The organism is Mycobacterium sp. SMC-15, assembly GCF_045310925.1.
GTDB lineage: Bacteria > Actinomycetota > Actinomycetes > Mycobacteriales > Mycobacteriaceae > Mycobacterium.
Window position 1 is genome coordinate 154,194 of record NZ_JBJIAJ010000009.1, and the last position, 17,240, is coordinate 171,433.

Consider the following 17,240-nt stretch of genomic DNA (forward strand, 5'->3'; position numbering starts at 1 on the left):
TTTTAGGTCGTCGGCCTGACGCTTACCAGCGCCGAACGTGCGATCAGACCGGAAAATCCGCGGATTCTCCGGTCTGGTTGCACGTTCGGCGTTTGGCGTTGAAGGACCCGGCGAGAGTGCTGACTGGCGGCCACACTCGGGGCTCGGCTAGGGCGACCGCGGGGCTCAACCTGAATACTAGAGAAATGGATTGGCTCACAGATGGCGTCCTACCCGGATGGGGGCGGCCGCCGTCGCGTCATTACGCGGCATTGAAAGGCGCCGCTGTCGCGGCGCCGATCAATCAGCTGGCCAGCGAATGCAGGCCGTCGAACTGCTCCGAGGTGTCGCCCTCGACGAGGAAATCGCCGTGGTAGAGGGCCTCGAAGTCAACCTTGATGACGTCGGCACTTGAGTCGTCGATCCACATGCCCCTGAGCTTATTGGTCACTATTAAGGAATCATTGAGTCACGTTTCGGGAAATGGTGGCAATACTACTGACCGGTAGCCTTTGCGGGGCCTGTGCTCGGGGACGTGCCGGTGACCCGCTCCGCCCAGCTAGGGTGGCTCCCATGAGCGCACCGGACACCCTGGACAACCCGCTGTTCGCCCGGATCTGGACCTTCATGTCCAGCCGCGAGACCGACTGGTTGCGGGACCGTCGCCGAGAGAACCTGGAGGGTCTGTCCGGGCGGGTGCTGGAGATCGGAGCCGGCACCGGAAGCAACTTCGGCTTCTACCCGGGCACCGTGACCGAGGTGGTGGCCGCCGAGCCCGAGTCACGGCTGCGGGATACCGCCGTATCTGTCGCGGCGGCGGCTCCGGTGCCCATCACCGTGGTGGCGAGCACCGTGGAGGCCCTGGACGCCGGGGAACCCTTCGACGCGATCGTGTGCTCGCTGGTCTTGTGTTCAGTCGACCAGCCGGAGGAAGTGCTGCGCCAGCTGTTCGCATTGCTGAAGCCCGGCGGCGAGCTGCGCTACTTCGAGCATGTCGCCAGCGCCGGGGTGCGCGGCGGACTGCAACGGCTGGCCGACGCCACCTTCTGGCCCCGACTGTTCGGCAACTGCCACACCCACCGCGAGACCGAGCAGATGATCACCGCCGCAGGCTTCGTCGTCGGCAAATCGCGGCGCGGGCACCAATTCCCGGCATGGGCCCCGGTGCCGGTGTCGGAATTCGCACTGGGCTCGGCCAACCGCCCGGCCTGATACCGAGTCAGCCCAGCAGGAACGGCAACCGCTGTGCCATTCCCGGCAGCGCCGCCGACGCAGTGGTTTGCAGAAAAACCGTGGCCCGCTCCGACAGCGGTGTCGGTTCCGGATTCACCTGGATGACGGTCTTGCCCAGCTCCAGCGCCCGCTCGGGCAGGCTGGCCGCCGGATAGACCACGCCAGATGTGCCAACCACGATCACCGCGTCGGCGGCATCGATGGCATCGACCGCTGCGTTCCACGGCTCGTCGGGTAGCTGTTCGCCGAACCACACCACGTCCGGGCGGATCAAGCCGCCGCACTCGCACTGCGGGGGCATGATTTCGAGCACGGGCTCCGCCAGCTCCGGCAGCTGCGTGTCGTGCGGTTGCTCGCAGTCCGAGCAGCGGAACGTGAACATCCGGCCGTGCAGATGGTGAACCGTCGAACTGCCGCCGCGCTCGTGCAGATTGTCGACGTTCTGGGTGATGACCTGGACGTCGGCGTGCTGTTCCCAGTCCGCAATCGCGGTATGGCCCAGGTTCGGCTCATAGCGGCGTGCCAGCTGGCAGCGCCACACATACCAGCCCCAGACCAGTTCCGGCTGCCGATTCCAGCCGTCGATACTGGACACCTCATAGGGGTCGTACTGCGACCAGAGCCCCTTCTCGTCGTCGCGGAAGGTAGGTATCCCGCTCTCCGCCGAGATCCCTGCACCGCTGAACACCACCACCCGCACGCCACCAAGATAGCGGGATACTGGCCCAATGGACTTCGCGGACCTGCTGAAAACCGACGCGCATGCCGACGTGCCGCTGTTCGATCAGATCAGGGTTGCGCTGATCGCGGCGGTCCGGGCCGGGGCACTGCCCGCGGGAACCCGGCTGCCGACGGTGCGCGAACTGGCGAGTCAGCTGGGACTGGCGGTCAACACCGTCGCGCGCGCCTACCGCGAGCTGGAGGCCGGCGGCGTCGTCGAAACGCGGGGCCGGTTCGGCACTTTCGTGGCGAGCAGTGACCCAGCAGATGCGGCCATGACGCAGGCGGCCGGCGCTTTCGCGGCCGCGGCCCGCGCGGTCGGTTTGGGCAAGGCCGATGCGCTGCGCTACCTCGACGCGGCCTTCGGCAGCGCCGACGCTACCTAGCCGAATTCCAGCAGGGTCAGTGACGGACGGACCGGGTCGAGGAAGCGCAGCCGATAGGCGCTCGAGAGCAGGGTGTTGAACAGCCAGCCGCGCCCGGCCGGCAACGGCAGATCGCGAACGGCCCGGATGCCGGGCATGGTGTTCACCAGATCGGCGGCCTCGCTCACCGACAGGTTGAACGGCATCGGCGGAGCCTTGTAGCGCAGCGAGGTCCACACCCCGCGGCGAATCAGCATCGCCATCAACGGCGGCGGTACATCGAAGAGCAGCCGCCCACCCGGGAATCGGCGGGCACACTCGGCGATCAGTGCCAGCGACTGCTCGGGCTGCAGGTACATCAGCAGGCCCTCGGCGCTGATGAACACGCCGTTGTCCGGATCGACCCGCTCCATCCAGCTGTAGTCCAAGGCGGATTGGGCACACACCGAAACCTGCGGCGACGCCGGCAGCAGCCGGGTGCGGATGTCGACGATCGGCGGGAGATCGACGGTGAGCCAGCGGAACGCGGCCTCGGGAACGCTCGCGCTCACCCGCCAGAAGCTGGTCTGCAGGCCCTCGGCCAGGGCCACCACGGTGCCCGACGGGTGCTGATCCAGAAACTGCCGGGTCTGCTCGTCGAAGGCCAAGGCGCGCAGGGCGATGTCCTGGCGCGTCGGCCCGAACTTCGCGAAATCGAAGTCGATCGAATCGGCGAGGCGGATCGCCATCGGGTCGTCGATGATCCCGTCGGAGCGGCGGGCTTCTGTCGCCCGAGCGTTCAACGTCAGCAACGCGGTTTCGGAGACCCCGGTCAGGGTGACTTTCTGTGCCTGGCTCACGCCTGCGACCTTACCGGTGCGCGCATCAGCGCAGCATTTTGTTCAGAGTGCGCAGGTTGCGGGTGGTGGTGGCGGACTTGTACCGCTTGTTGCCCATCGTCTTTCCCACCGTGCTGGTCAGGGTGTCGCCCTTGGGGATCTGCCAGTAGATCACCCCGTCACCGAGGGTGATCTTCTCCTCGGCATCGGCTGCGAGCCCAGACAGTTCGGTCAGCGCCGCGTCGTCGGCGACGAACGTGACATAGGAGTGCTGGTCGGGGACCTCGGGTTCGAAGGGATAGGCAGCCACGATGTCGCGCACCGTCTCCACGTCGTAGACCAGCACCCAGGCCTCATAGCCGAAGCGCTCCCGCAACGCCGCCTCGGCGGTGGCACGCACCTTCGCGGCATTGGCGGGCGAGTCCAGCAGCACGTTGCCGCTGGCAAGCAGGGTGCGGACCTCGGAGAATCCGGCGGCGGTCAGCGTGGCGGCGACCTCGGCCATCTTGAGGTTGACTCCGCCGACGTTCACGCCGCGCAGAAACAGTGCATACCGGGTCATGAGACGACTCCAATCGGTGGAAGAACAATGGCAATAGCCGGACGCGTCGGTAGGCTTCGATCATGGGACGCCAGGTATTCGACGACAAGTTGCTTGCCTTGATCAGCGGGAACTCACTCGGTGTCTTGGCCACCCTCAAACGCGACGGGCGCCCGCAGCTGTCGAACGTGCAGTACTACTTCGATCCGCGGTCTCTGGTGGTGCAGGTCTCGGTCACCGAACCGCGAGCCAAGACCCGCAACCTGCGCCGTGATCCCAGGGCGTCGCTGCTGGTCGATTCCGACGACGGCTGGTCCTATGCCGTCGCCGAGGGGGATGCCCAGTTGACGCCGCCGGCCGCCGCGCCCGATGACGACACCGTCGAGGCGTTGATTACGTTGTACCGCAACATCGCCGGGGAACACCCGGACTGGGACGAGTACCGCCAGGCCATGGTGACCGACCGTCGCGTGCTGCTGACGCTGCCCATCCATCACCTTTACGGCATGCCGCCGGGCGTGCGCTGAGCATCTGCCACCGGTAGGCCATGCGCTGGGCTAGGCTCCGGGGTATGCCCGAATCAGATTCCGCCGCAGACGAGAACAAGCGCAAGTTCCGGGAGGCGCTGGAGCGTAAGAAGGCGAAGTCGGCGGGCGGCTCCGACCACAAGGACGGCGGCGCCAAGCAGTCACGGTCGCACGGGCCGCTGGAGAGCCGCCGGGAATTCCGCCGCAAGAGCGGGTAGCTACTGCACCGGGCAGGCGTACTTGCGTGCCACGTCCATCACCCGCTGGTTCGCGCCGGGCCCGACGACCCCCTGTGCAGCGAGTTCCAACCCGATATAGCCCGGAAGTCCGCCTTCGCATGCCTGGTGGGCCAGGCGCCAGGCGGTGTCCGGATTCAGGTTGAACCCGTTGCGTTCCAGGCCCTCCATGTAGGTGTCGAATTCCGGGGTGCCCTGGTCCGGTATTGCGCCGGCCGTGGCGGCCAAGGCAAGCGCGGAAACCGCCGCTGCAATCAGCGCTGCCGCTACACGTCTCATGGTCCTTCTCCTGGAGATGCGTCCGCTCGTGGTGTCGTTACACGGTTGCACACTCCACCGACACAGACCTGCGGAACTCTTTAGTTGGCCGGGGTAGAGCGCTGCGGGGTGGTCGCGGGTGGTTCTAGACTGGCCGGGTGCCGAAGCTGCAGCTGGTCGGGGACCCTCCTGTCGACGCGTTGCTGAGCGCAGATCCGTTCGCGCTGCTGGTCGGAATGCTGCTCGATCAGCAGATCCCGATGGAGGTCGCGTTCGCCGGACCGAAGAAGATCGCCGACCGGATGGGTGGGCTGGATCCGCACGACATCGCCGAGCGTGATCCGGACGAGTTCGCAGCGTTGTTCGCTGAAACGCCTGCGGTGCACCGGTTTCCGGGTTCGATGGCGGGTCGTGTTCAAGCCCTGGCCAAAGCTGTGTTGGATCAGTACGGCGGCGACACGACCGCATTGTGGACGGTCGGTGATCCCGATGGCGCCGAGGTGCTCAAGCGCCTCAAGGCACTGCCCGGCTACGGCGAGCAGAAGGCCCGGATCTTTCTGGCCCTGCTCGGCAAGCAATACGGCGTGACCCCGTCGGGATGGCGGGAGGCTGCCGGGGCATACGGTGAGCCCGGAACACACCTGTCGATCGCCGACGTCGTGGATGCGTCGTCGCTGCAGCAGGTGCGATCCACCAAGAAGGCCCAGAAATTGGCTGCGAAGCAGGCCCGAGAGAGTAAGGGAAAGGCGACGAAGTGAAAACTCACCTGAACTGTCCGTGTGGCGAGGCGATGACGGGCAAAGACGAGGACGAACTCGTCGTAGTGGTGCAAAAGCACCTCGCCGATGTGCACCCCGGTATGGAGTACGACCGGGACGCCATCTTGTTCATGGCCTACTGACGCGGCCGGCGGGTCCTGCGGCGCAGGACCACCACGACGCCGGTGATCACCACGATCACCGGTAGCCAGGGCAGTAGGAAACCCGCGATCGAGATCAGGCCGTGGGTGAACGACAGCAGGGCGTGCCAGCCGTGGCGAACCGACGTGAGGAATCCGGGGGCGGACGACTCGAACTCGGAGGCCAGCGAAACGGTGAGCGTCGCGTAGCTGATCTGGTCGCCGAGCTGGGTGCGCTGCGCGCGCAGGCTGTCGAGGTCGGCCTGCCGCGACGCCAGCTCCTTCTCGGCCTGCAGCAGATCGGCCGTGGTGGAGGCCGACTTCATCAGCGCGGTCAACCGGTCCACCGACGCCTGCAACGCGGCGACCCGCGCATCGAGGTCGACACGCTGGCCGGTGACGTCGTCGTGCCGCAACGCGATCGACGAGACGTCGCCCAGTTGCTTTGCGTCGTCGAGGAATTCATCGACCTTGGGGGAGGGGATGCGCACCGTCAGCTCGGCGGTGTGGGAACGTCCCGCTGCCGTGCTTTCGGTGCGGTCATCGACGCGGCCACCCAGTTCGGTGGTCAGGTCGGTGAGCCGTTCCACCGATGCGCCGACGTCGGTCACCGCGATATTGAGGCTGCCGGTGGTCACGACATCGCGTTGCAGCTGCTGAGTCGGCGGGCTCATCGGCGCCGGCGCGGAAACCGCGTCCGCGGATGGCGACCGTTCCGGCGACGGCCGTTCGCCGGCGCAACCGCTGATCGCCAGGAGCAACATCGCAGCCAGGCCGATCAACAACGTCCAAGGTGCCGACGTGCGGGGGACGGTCATGGCCGTCAGGGCACCACTGTCGAGCCGATGGTGGGCAGGAAGTTGCACTGGTGGTCCTTGGTGCTGACCTGACCGAAGATCGTCGACATGATGCTGCCCGAACCGGTGTCGACGATCGCCGTCAGCGTCGTCGGCCCTTCGGGGTTGATGTCGGTGCGCGGCTGCAGGGTGGCGCTACCGGACTTGCCGGTGGTCAGGTTCACCCACGTGACGTTCAGCGGCAGCTTCTGCGTCTCGGCCGGGCCGGGGGTTCCCATGGCGGTGAACACGTAGGCGGTCTGGCCGGGCTTGGGGCCGGGGGTCGGAATCGTGGCCGGGCCGGCCACCGACAGCGCAGTGGCGATGACGTTGCCGCCGTCGGCCTGGCAGTTCTGGCCGATGGACGGGTACATGAAGTCCTGGGTCGGTGGGGCGTCCGGGCCGAAGCCGGGGGTGGCCGCCGTCGCCGCGTCGGGTGCCGCGACGGTCGAGGCGGCTTCGGGAGCTGCCGGGGCCGCCTCGGGGAGGGCTTCGGCGGGCGCGGGCAGGGCTTCGGGTGCGTTGATGGCGGCCTGCGGGAGCGGGCCCACCGACTTGGCCGGGTCGATGCCGCTGGGCAGGTGGGCCACCAGCCCGGGTTCCGAGCCGGCCGTCGGTACGTGATTGCTCGGCAGTGCCTCCGGCGGCGCCTGCACGAACTGCGCCACCGAGTCGGCCACCTGCCGCGAGCTTGCGGGCGTGTTGGAGTTTCCGGTGAATGCGGCGGCCGCGGCCATCAGCAGCGAGGTCGCGCCGGCGGGGTCGGCGGCGGCCTGCTGGATCACCGGGCTCAACTGCTCGATGGCGGGCAGCCCGGGAAATCCCGCGGTGGGCAGCGGCAGTGCCGGCATGGCCGGGTCTGCTGTGGCCACCCCGCCGACGGCGCCGAGGACCAGCACGGCCGATGATCCGGCTGCGACGGCAGCTTTGGCGGCGGTGGCGCGTGTGGTGGTGATCAGCGTCTGGAGGCGCGACATGACTTCCCCAATCGTCGGCGATGGCTTCCTGAAAACTGAAGCTAGCCTGTTGCTGGTGAGGCTCAAGTGACACGTGTGTCATTTATGGAACCGTTACGGACCCGAACCGCGACGGTGATCTGGCGGCCGTTCGCTAGAGTCGTGCCGGTAGACACCACCTTGAACACCGGGGCCACCTTGCCTGCGCGTTCCCTGACGACTCGCCTGACTGCGTGGGCCCCGTGGCTGCTGGTGCTCAGCATCGCGGCGCGACTCGCCTGGACCTACCTGACCCCGCACGGCGCCAACTTCGTCGACCTGCACGTCTACATCAGTGGCGCGGCGGCGCTGGCCCAGCCCGGCGCGCTGTATGACTACGTCTACGCCGACCAAACCCCGGACTTCCCGCTGCCGTTCACCTACCCGCCGTTCGCCGCGGTGGTGTTCTACCCGCTGCATTTCCTGCCGTTCGGTCTGGTTGCGCTCGGATGGCAGATCGGCACGATGGCCGCCCTGTATGGCGTGGTGCGGTTGTGCCAGCGCCTCCTCGGCGGAGCCTTGCCGAACCGCTCGGCTGATGCGGCGGTCCCAGCTTCGCCTCTCCTTCGTCGAGCCTCGCTGAACCGCCGGGTCGCGATGTTGTGGACGGCCGCGGGGATCTGGTCCGAACCGTTGCGCAGCACCTTCGACTACGGCCAGATCAATGTGATCCTGGTGCTGGCGGTGCTCTACGCGGTCTACAGCCGGCGGTGGTGGGTGTCGGGGCTGTTGGTCGGGCTGGCCGCCGGGGTGAAGCTGACCCCGGCGATCGCCGGGGTCTATCTGGCCGCGGCACGGCGCTGGGCCGCAGCGGTGTTCTCGGCCGTCGTCTTCGCCGGCACCATTGCGGTGTCGGTTTGGGCCACCGGCGATCAGGCTCGGCGCTACTTCACCGAGCTTCTCGGTGACGCTCACCGGGTAGGGCCGATCGGAACCTCGTTCAACCAGTCCTGGCGGGGCGGGATCTCTCGCATCCTCGGACACGACGCCGGTTACAGCCCGCCGGTGCTGATCGCGATCGGCGTCACCGCGGTGCTGGCCGTACTGGCCTGGCGGGCGCTGAACAGTACTCCCGCCCGCCCCGACCCCCTGGGGTCGTTACTGGTGGTCGAGCTCTTCGGGCTGCTGGCCTCGCCGATCTCCTGGACCCATCACTGGGTGTGGCTGCTGCCGCTGATGATCTGGCTGTTCTACGGACCGTGCGCGGATCGCCCGGGCGCCCGAATCCTGGGCTGGATGTGGCTGACGCTCACCCTTATCGGGGTGCCGTGGTTGCTGAGCTTCTTCCAGCCGACGATCTGGCAGGACGGCAGGCCCTGGTACCTGGCGTGGGCCGGCCTGGTCTACATCGTCGGCGCCGTGGTCACCTTGGGCTGGATGGCGACCACGCGGGTCACGCCGCGAGAAGCTGGTTGATCTCACCGGCCATCGCCACGTCCTTGTCGGTGATCCCGCCTTCGGAGTGCGTCACCAGCACGAAAGTCACGGTGCGCCAGCGAATATCGATATCCGGGTGGTGATCGGCCGCTTCGGCACGTTCGGCGACTCGACGCACGGCATCGATCCCGGCCAGAAACGAGCCGAACTTGACCGAGCGCCGCAGCGCTCCCTCGGCGTGCTCCCAGCCATCGAGGTCGGGCAGCGCCGCGTTTACCTGGTCGTCAGTCAACAAAGCCATACCCGACGGTAGGACGGTATAGCCTCACACGCCATGTCACCCCAGATCGTCGTCGCCGGAGCCGTCATCGCCGAATCGGCGGCCGGGCGAACGGTGCTGATCGCGCAGCGGCTCCGCCCGCCGGAGCTGGCCGGTCGCTGGGAACTGCCCGGCGGCAAGGTCAAGCCCGGGGAGAGCGAACTAGCAGCCCTGGCCCGCGAACTCGGCGAAGAGTTGGGCCTGGACGCCGGGGCGATCACGGTGGGGGAGCGCCTCGGTGCCGATGTGGTGCTGAACCCGGACATGACCCTGCGCGCCTACCTGGTCAGCCTGACCGGCGGCGAACCTCATCCCCATGACCATCAGGCACTCCGCTGGGTGACGGCTGTGCAACTGGCCGACGTTGACTGGGTACCTGCTGATCGAGCTTGGCTGCCGGAGCTGGCTCAGGCACTCTGGTGAAAAGGCTCTGTTAAATCTTCCCGACGGATTGGGTCGTTGGGCGATATATCCCGCTACGCTGGTGTTTCGGGCCTGATAGGGCGTGCGGCGGTGGCTCCGGCCTACGTGAAGTCCGTCGGAGCGCGCCGACCCGCCGAAGGAGAATCGGAAATGACACGCGCAGCGCGACCGCCCACCACCGGGTTCCTACGGCGGTCCCGGCTTCCCCTCGCCTCCGCCGGCCCGGGGGCCGACTCCGGCGAGCCTCGCCGAACCACCGGGGTCGGTGGTCCCCTCGAAGAACTACTGGAACGCAGCGGCCGGTTCTTCACCCGGGGACAGGTCTCCCCGGACCTGCGCACCGTCACCCACCGGGGCGGGCGCGAGGCCGACATCTTCTACCGGGACCGCTGGAGCCACGACAAGGTGGTCCGGTCCACGCACGGGGTGAACTGCACCGGGTCGTGTTCCTGGAAGATCTTCGTCAAGGACGGCATCATCACCTGGGAGAACCAGGCCACCGACTATCCCTCGGTGGGCCCGGACCGTCCCGAGTACGAGCCGCGAGGCTGCCCGCGCGGCGCCTCGTTCTCCTGGTACTCCTACTCGCCGACTCGGGTGCGTTACCCCTACGCGCGCGGGGTACTGGTCGAGATGTTCCGGGAGGCCAAGGCGCGCCTGGGCGACCCGGTGCTGGCCTGGGCGGACATCCAGGCCGACCCCGAACGTCGCCGGCGCTACCAGCAGGCCCGCGGCATGGGCGGGCTGGTTCGGGTGACCTGGGCCGAAGCCACCGAGATGATCGCCGCCGCCCACGTGCACACCATCAAGACCTACGGCCCGGACCGGGTCGCGGGGTTCTCCCCGATTCCGGCGATGTCGATGGTGTCGTTCGCCGCAGGCTCCCGATTCATCCAGATGCTCGGCGGGGTGATGACGTCGTTCTACGACTGGTACGCCGACCTGCCGGTCGCCTCGCCCCAGGTGTTCGGCGACCAGACCGACGTCCCGGAATCCGGGGACTGGTGGGACGCCGCCTATCTGATGATGTGGGGCTCCAACGTCCCGATCACCCGCACGCCCGACGCGCACTGGATGGCCGAGGTGCGATACCGCGGCACCAAGGTGGTCACCGTCAGCCCGGACTACGCCGACAACACCAAGTTCGCCGACGAGTGGATGCCGTGTGCGGCCGGCACCGACGGCGCATTGGCAATGGCGATGGGCCACGTCATCCTCACCGAGTGCTACGTCAAGCAGGAGGTGCCGTTCTTCACCGACTACGTGCGCCGCTACACCGACCTGCCGTTCCTGATCAAGCTGGAGGAGCGTGACGGCCGCCTGATTCCGGGCAAGAACCTGACCGCCGCCGACCTGGGCGGAGATCTGGCGGACACCGAGAACTCGGCGTTCAAGCCGGCCCTGCTCGATGAGGTCACCGACAGTGTCGTTGTGCCGCACGGCTCGCTGGGCTTCCGCTGGGGCGACGAGGGCATGGGCAAGTGGAACCTGGACCTCGGTGACGTGCGGCCGGCGTTGAGCGTCCGGAACCCGAAATTCCGCAACGGCGATCAGCCCGCGGCGCTGGTCTCGCTGCCCGGCTTCGATGCCGTGACCGGCCACGGCACCGTCGTCGAGCGCGGGGTGCCGGTGCGACAGGTCGGCGAGCACCTGGTCTGCACCGTGTTCGACCTGATGCTGGCCAACTACTCGGTGCGCCGGCCCTGGCTGCCCGGCGAGTGGCCGACCGGTTATGACGACGGCACGCAGGTCAACACCCCGGCGTGGCAGGAATCGATAACCGGGGTCTCCGCGGCGCAGGCGATCCGGGTCGCGCGCGAATTCGCCCGCAACGCAGAAGAATCCGGCGGCCGGTCGATGATCATCATGGGCAGTGGCATCTGCCAGTGGTTCCACGGCGACGCCACCTACCGCGCGGTGCTCGCGCTGCTGATGCTCACCGGCTCGATGGGCCGCAACGGCGGCGGCTGGGCGCACTACGTCGGTCAGGAGAAGGTGCGCCCGCTGACCGGGTGGGCCACGATGGCCGCGGGCAGCGATTGGACGCGGCCGGCGCGACAGGTGCCGGGCACCTCCTACTGGTATGCCCACACCGACCAATGGCGCTACGACGCCTACGGGGCGGAGAAGCTGACCACGCCGCTCGGGCGCGGCCGATTCGACGGCCGACACACCATGGACATCCTGGCGTCGGCCACCGCGATGGGCTGGAGCCCGTTCTATCCGCAGTTCGACCGCTCCAGCCTGGAGGTGGCCGATGAGGCCGAGGCCGCCGGCCGTGATGCGGGGGAGTACGTCGCAGAGAAACTCGCCGCCGGCGACTTGAAGCTGTCGGTCACCGATCCGGACAACCCGGTGAACTGGCCGCGCGTGCTCACGGTGTGGCGGGCCAACCTCATCGGCGCGTCCGGCAAGGGCGGTGAGTACTTCCTCAAGCACCTGCTGGGCACCGATGCCAGCGTGATCGGCGAGCCGCCCGCCGGCGGGGTGAAACCGGCCGATGTGCGCTGGGACCGCGACATTCCCGAGGGCAAGCTCGATCTGCTCATGTCGATCGATTTTCGGATGACCTCGACCACGCTGATGTCCGATGTCGTGCTGCCGGCGGCCACCTGGTACGAGAAGGCCGACCTGTCGTCGACCGACATGCACCCCTACGTGCACTCGTTCAGCGCGGCGATCGACCCGCCCTGGGAGACCCGCAGCGACTTTGACGCTTTCGGCGCGATCGCCCGGACGTTCAGCACCCTGGCGGCCAAGCACCTCGGCGTCCGCAACGACGTCGTGCTCACCGCGATGCAGCACGACACCGCGGATGCGATGGCCTATCCCGACGGCACCGAGCGCGACTGGCTGCGCAGCGGCGAGACGCCGGTTCCCGGCAAGACTATGCCCAAAGTCACTGTGGTGGAGCGTGATTACTCCGCTATCGGTGACAAATGGCAGACGTTGGGCCCGCTGGTGGACACCCTGGGGCTGACCACCAAGGGCTACACGGTGTTTCCGCACGAAGAGGTCGAGGACCTGGCCGCCAGATTCGGGGTGATGAAGTCCGGTGCCGGGACCGGGCGCCCCGCGCTCACCACCGCGACGCGGATGGCCGACACCGTGCTGGCACTGTCGGGCACCACCAATGGCCGGATCGCGACGGAGGGCTTCCGGGAGCTGGAGAAGCGCACCGGCCAGCGGCTGGCGCACCTGTCCGAGGGCAGCGAGGAGAAGCGGATCACCTACGCCGACACCCAGGCGCGGCCGGTGCCGGTGGTCACCAGCCCGGAATGGTCTGGCAGTGAGACCGGAGGACGGCGCTACGCCCCGTTCACGATCAACATCGAATGTCTCAAGCCGTTCCACACCCTGACCGGCCGGATGCACTTCTACACCGCGCATGACTGGATCGAGGAGCTCGGCGAACATCTGCCGGTCTACCGCCCGCCACTGGACATGGCGAGGCTGTTCGATGCCCCCGAACTCGGCGAGACCGGGGACGGCATCGGGATCACCGTGCGCTACCTGACCCCGCATTCGAAGTGGTCGTTCCACTCCACCTACCAAGACAACCTCTACATGCTGTCGCTGTCGCGCGGCGGCCCCACCATGTGGATGAGCCCGGGCGATGCGGCGAAAATCGGTGTCAAGGACAACGATTGGATCGAGGCCGTCAACGTCAACGGCGTGTTCGTGGGTCGCGCGATCGTGAGCCAGCGGATGCCGGACGGGGTGGTGTTCGTCTACCACGTGCAGGAACGCACCGTGGACACCCCGCGGGCCGAGACCAACAACAAGCGTGGCGGCACCCACAACTCGTTGACCCGGATCCGGGTCAAGCCCAGCCACTTGGCCGGTGGCTACGGCCAACACGCGTTCGCGTTCAACTACCTGGGGCCGACCGGCAATCAGCGCGACGAGGTGACGGTGGTGCGGCGCCGCAGCCAGGACGTGAGGTACTGAAGTCATGAAAGTAATGGCGCAGATGGCCATGGTGATGAACCTGGACAAATGCATTGGGTGCCATACCTGTTCGGTGACGTGCAAGCAGGCCTGGACCAACCGCGAGGGGACCGAGTACGTCTGGTTCAACAATGTCGAAACCCGCCCCGGCGGCGGGTATCCGCGGACCTACGAAGACCAGAGCCGCTGGAAGGGCGGTTGGACGCTGGACAAGCGGGGTCGGTTGCGCCTGCTGGCCGGCGGCCGGTTCCACAAGCTGCTCAACATCTTCGCCAACCCCAACCTGCCGGGCCTGAAGGACTACTACGAGCCGTGGACCTACGACTACGAGAACCTCACCACCGCGCCGCTGGGGGACACCATCCCGGTTGCGGCACCGAAGAGTTCGATCACCGGCGAGCCGATGAAGATCGAGTGGGGACCCAACTGGGACGACAACCTCGCCGGGGCACCGGAGACCCTGGTCAACGACCCGATCCTGGCGAAGGTCAGCGACCAGGTCAAAACCGAGCTCGAAGAAACGTTCATGTTCTACCTGCCGCGGATCTGCGAGCACTGCCTGAATCCGTCATGCGTGGCGTCGTGCCCGACCGGAGCCATCTACAAGCGCGAAGAAGACGGCATCGTGCTGGTTGACCAGGACCGCTGTCGCGGCTGGCGGCTGTGCGTGTCGGGATGCCCGTACAAGAAGGTGTACTTCAACCACAAGACCGGCAAGGCCGAGAAGTGCCATTTCTGTTACCCCCGTATCGAAGTCGGCCTGCCGACGGTCTGTTCGGAGACCTGCGTCGGCCGGCTGCGCTACATCGGCCTGGTGCTCTACGACGCCGACAAGGTGCTCGAAGCGGCTTCGGTCGACAAGGACACCGACCTGTATGAGGCGCAGTGCGGGGTGTTCCTGGACCCGACCGACCCGCAGGTGATCGCGGGCGCGCGCGCCGAGGGGATCTCCGATGCCTGGATCGAGGCGGCGCAACGGTCGCCGATCTACGCGCTGATCAACACCTACAAGGTGGCGTTGCCCCTGCACCCGGAGTACCGGACCATGCCGATGGTCTGGTACATCCCGCCGTTGTCTCCGGTGGTCGACGCCGTCAGCCGCGACGGGCACGACGGCGAAGATCTGGGCAACCTTTTCGGGGCGCTTTCCGCGTTGCGTATTCCGATGGCCTATCTCGCCGAGCTGTTCACCGCCGGTGACACCGGAGTGGTCGAGGGCGTGCTGCGCCGGCTGGCGGCGATGCGCTCCTACATGCGTGACATCAGCCTGGGGCGCGAGACCCAGCCGCACATACCCGACTCGGTCGGAATGACCGAGGAGCAGATGTACAACATGTACCGGCTGCTCGCGATCGCGAAATACGAAGAGCGCTATGTGATTCCTACCGCCTACAGCCAACAGGCGCACGATCTCGAACACCTGGGATGTTCGATCACCGGCGGACCGGAGGCGTACGAGGAGGATCCGTTCGTCGGCGCCGATGACGTGGCGAAGTCGTCGTTCCATCTGGTCGAAAACGGGCACGCGCAGCGGCCGCGGGGCCGGACCAACCTGCTCAACTGGGGTGGCGGCGAGCGGGCCGTGCCGGAGATGTTCCCGGAGCACCAGTGAAGCGATTCATACATTCCCTGCGACGCCAGGCCGGCGGACCCGCCGACCGGGCGGTGTGGCAGGCGGCGTCGCTGCTGCTGTCCTATCCCGATGACCAACTGCCTCAGCGGCTCGACACCGTTGAGGCACTGCTCGCCCATGCCGAGGAATCGGCGGCGAATCTGTTGCGGCGCACGGTTACCGCGCTGCGTGCTGCTGACCCGATGGCGGCCGCAGTCGACTACGTCGAAACCTTCGACATGCGCCGGCGCTCGACGATGTTTCTGACCTACTGGACCGGTGGGGACACCCGCAACCGCGGGATGCAGATGCTGGCCTTTGCCACCGCCTACCGCGAGGCCGGGGCCGAGCCGCCGGTGGGCGAGGCGCCCGACCACCTGCCGGTGGTTCTGGAGTTCGCCGCGACGGTGGCTCCGCAGGCCGGTCGCCGGCTGCTGCTGGCGCACCGCGCACCGCTGGACATCCTGCACCGTGCGTTGAGCGACGCCGGGTCGCCGTATGCCTTCGCCGTGGCCGCGGTCTGCGCGACACTCCCAGCGGTAACCGATCAGGAGGTGCGACAGGTGAGTCAGCTGATGGCATCCGGGCCGCCGGCGGAAGCCGTTGGGCTGCAACCGTTCACGGCAGCAGTACCGCTCGGAATGCCGAAGGTTCCGACCCGATGACGGACGTCACCCTCACCAGCCCCGCGGAGCTGTGGTGGGACATCGTGCCCTACTTCGTGCTGGCGATCGCGGGCGTCGCCACCTGGTGGCGATACAAGTACGACAAGTTCGGCTGGACCACCCGCTCGTCGCAGCTGTATGAGTCCAAGCTGCTGCGGATCGGCAGCCCGATGTTCCACTTCGGCAGCTTCGTGGTGATCGCAGGACACATCATGGGACTGTTCGTCCCGGAGTCGTGGACCGAAGCGCTGGGCATGAGCGACCGGCTCTATCACCTGCAGGCGCTGATCCTGGGTCTGCCCGCCGGGATCGCCACCCTGATCGGTGTCGGGCTGCTGATCTACCGGCGCCGCACCGAGCGCTCGGTGTTCAAGGCCACCAGCGTCAGCGACAAGCTGATGTACGCGGTGCTGGTGTGTGCGCTGGTGGTCGGGATGAGCTGCACCCTGATGGGGACCACCACCTACGGCGAGGAGCACGACTACCGGCAGACGGTCTCGGTCTGGTTCCGGTCGATCTTCACGCTCGATCCACGGGGCGATTTGATGCTGCAAGCGCCGCTGTATTTCCAGGTTCACGTCATGATTGCGTTGACTTTGTTCGCGCTGTGGCCGTTCACTCGTCTGGTGCACGCTTTCAGCGCGCCGATCGGGTATCTGTTTCGGCCGTACATCGTCTATCGCAGCCGCGACGTCGCAAGGAGGAATCAGCCGATGGGTTCACGACCGCAACGGAGGGGCTGGTGAGAATCCGCGCGGCGCTGCTCGGCGCGCTGGGCTGTGTCTGTTTTGCGGCGCCCGCTCATGCCGATCCCTCCGAGACCGACACCGCCTTTCTGGTGTCGTTGCGAGCGGCGGGCATCACCTACAACAACGCTGACCAGGCCATCATCACCGCGAAAATGGTGTGCGGGTTCATCGCCGAGGGCCAACCCAGCCCGCAGGTACTCGAGGGCCTCAAGGCACGCAATCCGGGCCTGACGACCGAGCATGGCACCCAGTTCGTGGGGATCGCCGCCCAGGTGTACTGCCCCGACCAGCTGGTGCGCAACGGCACCTAGGAGCAGCCATGAAGGTCGTGATTCCCGAGTGGATGAAGCCGATCTACGACAACTTTCACTACGCCCCGGCCGTCATCGTCGGAGATCAGCTGCGCTGCTCGGGCATGATCGGCATCCGGCCCGACATGTCCGTGCCGGCAGACCCGACCGAGCAGATCACGCTGGCCTTCGAAAATCTGCGCGGCCTGCTCGGCGAAGTGGGGCTGACCTTCGCCGACGTCACGGAGATGACCACCTACCACGTCGGGCTGAGCGCTCAGATCGACAACTTCGTGGCGGTCAAGGACACCTTTGTGGCCGCGCCGTACCCCGCGTGGACGGCCGTCGGGATCTCCGAATTGGCCATCCCGGGCGCGGTGGTTGAAATCCGCATCACCGCACAGCTGAGCTGAGCTGCGCGCGACGGCGGGGGTCGGCATAAAGTTAC

General features: G+C 67.1%; 22 protein-coding genes. 14 read left to right on the forward strand and 8 right to left on the reverse strand.

Annotation, left to right across the window (positions count from 1 at the left end):
- Positions 1-283: 283 nt before the first annotated feature.
- On the reverse strand, positions 284-409 hold the full coding sequence (locus ACJH71_RS14880; protein ID WP_096867583.1) for a hypothetical protein: 126 nt from the start codon (positions 407-409) through the stop codon (positions 284-286).
- A gap of 143 nt (positions 410-552) precedes the next feature.
- Between ACJH71_RS14880 and ACJH71_RS14885 the strand changes: the two genes are divergently transcribed.
- The gene (locus tag ACJH71_RS14885) at positions 553-1,191 is read left to right on the forward strand and encodes a class I SAM-dependent methyltransferase (RefSeq protein ID WP_406758773.1); all 639 of its coding nucleotides are present in this window, start codon (positions 553-555) and stop codon (positions 1,189-1,191) included.
- Between the two features lie 7 nt (positions 1,192-1,198).
- On the opposite strand, the gene ACJH71_RS14890 is transcribed toward ACJH71_RS14885, so the two are convergent.
- A complete protein-coding gene (locus ACJH71_RS14890) occupies positions 1,199-1,912 on the reverse strand; it encodes an SIR2 family NAD-dependent protein deacylase (RefSeq protein WP_406758774.1) in 714 nt (237 codons plus the stop codon).
- A 28-nt stretch (positions 1,913-1,940) separates the two neighbouring features.
- Here ACJH71_RS14890 and ACJH71_RS14895 point away from each other — a divergent pair, with 28 nt between their 5' ends.
- Entirely contained in the window at positions 1,941-2,318 is a 378-nt protein-coding gene (locus tag ACJH71_RS14895; protein WP_406758775.1) for a GntR family transcriptional regulator, read from the forward strand.
- On the opposite strand, the gene ACJH71_RS14900 is transcribed toward ACJH71_RS14895, so the two are convergent.
- On the reverse strand, positions 2,315-3,136 hold the full coding sequence (locus tag ACJH71_RS14900; RefSeq protein WP_406758776.1) for a class I SAM-dependent methyltransferase: 822 nt from the start codon (positions 3,134-3,136) through the stop codon (positions 2,315-2,317). The genes ACJH71_RS14895 and ACJH71_RS14900 overlap by 4 nt on opposite strands.
- 25 nt (positions 3,137-3,161) lie before the next feature.
- The gene (locus tag ACJH71_RS14905; RefSeq protein ID WP_406758777.1) at positions 3,162-3,677 is read right to left on the reverse strand and encodes a DUF1697 domain-containing protein; all 516 of its coding nucleotides are present in this window, start codon (positions 3,675-3,677) and stop codon (positions 3,162-3,164) included.
- A 62-nt stretch (positions 3,678-3,739) separates the two neighbouring features.
- Here ACJH71_RS14905 and ACJH71_RS14910 point away from each other — a divergent pair, with 62 nt between their 5' ends.
- On the forward strand, positions 3,740-4,183 hold the full coding sequence (locus tag ACJH71_RS14910) for a PPOX class F420-dependent oxidoreductase (protein ID WP_406758778.1): 444 nt from the start codon (positions 3,740-3,742) through the stop codon (positions 4,181-4,183).
- A gap of 44 nt (positions 4,184-4,227) precedes the next feature.
- Positions 4,228-4,401 carry a DUF5302 domain-containing protein gene (locus tag ACJH71_RS14915; protein ID WP_308486005.1) on the forward strand — a complete coding sequence of 58 codons (174 nt, stop codon included), beginning with the start codon at positions 4,228-4,230 and terminating at the stop codon, positions 4,399-4,401.
- Here ACJH71_RS14915 and ACJH71_RS14920 read toward each other — a convergent pair whose 3' ends face one another.
- On the reverse strand, positions 4,402-4,698 hold the full coding sequence (locus ACJH71_RS14920; protein WP_406758779.1) for a DUF732 domain-containing protein: 297 nt from the start codon (positions 4,696-4,698) through the stop codon (positions 4,402-4,404).
- 137 nt (positions 4,699-4,835) lie between these two features.
- On the opposite strand from ACJH71_RS14920, the gene ACJH71_RS14925 reads away from it, so the two are divergent.
- Both ACJH71_RS14925 and ACJH71_RS14930 read left to right on the forward strand, forming a co-directional pair.
- The gene (locus ACJH71_RS14925; RefSeq protein WP_406758780.1) at positions 4,836-5,435 is read left to right on the forward strand and encodes an HhH-GPD-type base excision DNA repair protein; all 600 of its coding nucleotides are present in this window, start codon (positions 4,836-4,838) and stop codon (positions 5,433-5,435) included.
- The gene (locus ACJH71_RS14930) at positions 5,432-5,578 is read left to right on the forward strand and encodes a DUF1059 domain-containing protein (protein WP_308486008.1); all 147 of its coding nucleotides are present in this window, start codon (positions 5,432-5,434) and stop codon (positions 5,576-5,578) included. The genes ACJH71_RS14925 and ACJH71_RS14930 overlap by 4 nt, the downstream gene beginning before the upstream one ends.
- Here the strand turns inward: ACJH71_RS14930 and ACJH71_RS14935 are convergent.
- Together ACJH71_RS14935 and ACJH71_RS14940 are read right to left on the reverse strand one after the other, a co-directional pair.
- Positions 5,572-6,441: a DUF4349 domain-containing protein gene (locus ACJH71_RS14935; protein WP_406758781.1), complete on the reverse strand. Its 870-nt coding sequence runs from the start codon at positions 6,439-6,441 to the stop codon at positions 5,572-5,574. The two genes, ACJH71_RS14930 and ACJH71_RS14935, sit on opposite strands and share 7 nt — an antisense overlap.
- Positions 6,399-7,388, reverse strand: a complete 990-nt coding sequence (locus ACJH71_RS14940) for a hypothetical protein (RefSeq protein ID WP_406758782.1) — start codon at positions 7,386-7,388, stop codon at positions 6,399-6,401. Before ACJH71_RS14940 ends, ACJH71_RS14935 begins: the two co-directional genes overlap by 43 nt.
- A gap of 84 nt (positions 7,389-7,472) precedes the next feature.
- On the opposite strand from ACJH71_RS14940, the gene ACJH71_RS14945 reads away from it, so the two are divergent.
- On the forward strand, positions 7,473-8,822 hold the full coding sequence (locus ACJH71_RS14945; RefSeq protein WP_406758783.1) for a mannosyltransferase: 1,350 nt from the start codon (positions 7,473-7,475) through the stop codon (positions 8,820-8,822).
- Here the strand turns inward: ACJH71_RS14945 and ACJH71_RS14950 are convergent.
- Complete coding sequence (locus ACJH71_RS14950) at positions 8,800-9,084, reverse strand: 4a-hydroxytetrahydrobiopterin dehydratase (protein WP_406758784.1); 285 nt, start codon at positions 9,082-9,084, stop codon at positions 8,800-8,802. The two genes, ACJH71_RS14945 and ACJH71_RS14950, sit on opposite strands and share 23 nt — an antisense overlap.
- A gap of 33 nt (positions 9,085-9,117) precedes the next feature.
- On the opposite strand from ACJH71_RS14950, the gene ACJH71_RS14955 reads away from it, so the two are divergent.
- From ACJH71_RS14955 to ACJH71_RS14985, 7 genes are all read left to right on the forward strand, one after another.
- Complete coding sequence (locus ACJH71_RS14955) at positions 9,118-9,525, forward strand: (deoxy)nucleoside triphosphate pyrophosphohydrolase (RefSeq protein WP_406758785.1); 408 nt, start codon at positions 9,118-9,120, stop codon at positions 9,523-9,525.
- Positions 9,526-9,675: 150 nt separating this feature from the next.
- Positions 9,676-13,476: a nitrate reductase subunit alpha gene (locus ACJH71_RS14960; protein WP_406758786.1), complete on the forward strand. Its 3,801-nt coding sequence runs from the start codon at positions 9,676-9,678 to the stop codon at positions 13,474-13,476.
- A 4-nt stretch (positions 13,477-13,480) separates the two neighbouring features.
- Positions 13,481-15,088 carry a nitrate reductase subunit beta gene (gene narH / locus ACJH71_RS14965; RefSeq protein ID WP_406758787.1) on the forward strand — a complete coding sequence of 536 codons (1,608 nt, stop codon included), beginning with the start codon at positions 13,481-13,483 and terminating at the stop codon, positions 15,086-15,088.
- Positions 15,085-15,753, forward strand: a complete 669-nt coding sequence (gene narJ, locus ACJH71_RS14970; protein WP_406758788.1) for a nitrate reductase molybdenum cofactor assembly chaperone — start codon at positions 15,085-15,087, stop codon at positions 15,751-15,753. Before narH ends, narJ begins: the two co-directional genes overlap by 4 nt.
- On the forward strand, positions 15,750-16,499 hold the full coding sequence (gene narI, locus ACJH71_RS14975; protein WP_406758789.1) for a respiratory nitrate reductase subunit gamma: 750 nt from the start codon (positions 15,750-15,752) through the stop codon (positions 16,497-16,499). Before narJ ends, narI begins: the two co-directional genes overlap by 4 nt.
- Complete coding sequence (locus ACJH71_RS14980; RefSeq protein ID WP_406758790.1) at positions 16,496-16,813, forward strand: DUF732 domain-containing protein; 318 nt, start codon at positions 16,496-16,498, stop codon at positions 16,811-16,813. Before narI ends, ACJH71_RS14980 begins: the two co-directional genes overlap by 4 nt.
- An 8-nt stretch (positions 16,814-16,821) precedes the next feature.
- The gene (locus ACJH71_RS14985) at positions 16,822-17,205 is read left to right on the forward strand and encodes a RidA family protein (protein ID WP_406758791.1); all 384 of its coding nucleotides are present in this window, start codon (positions 16,822-16,824) and stop codon (positions 17,203-17,205) included.
- Positions 17,206-17,240: the final 35 nt, after the last annotated feature.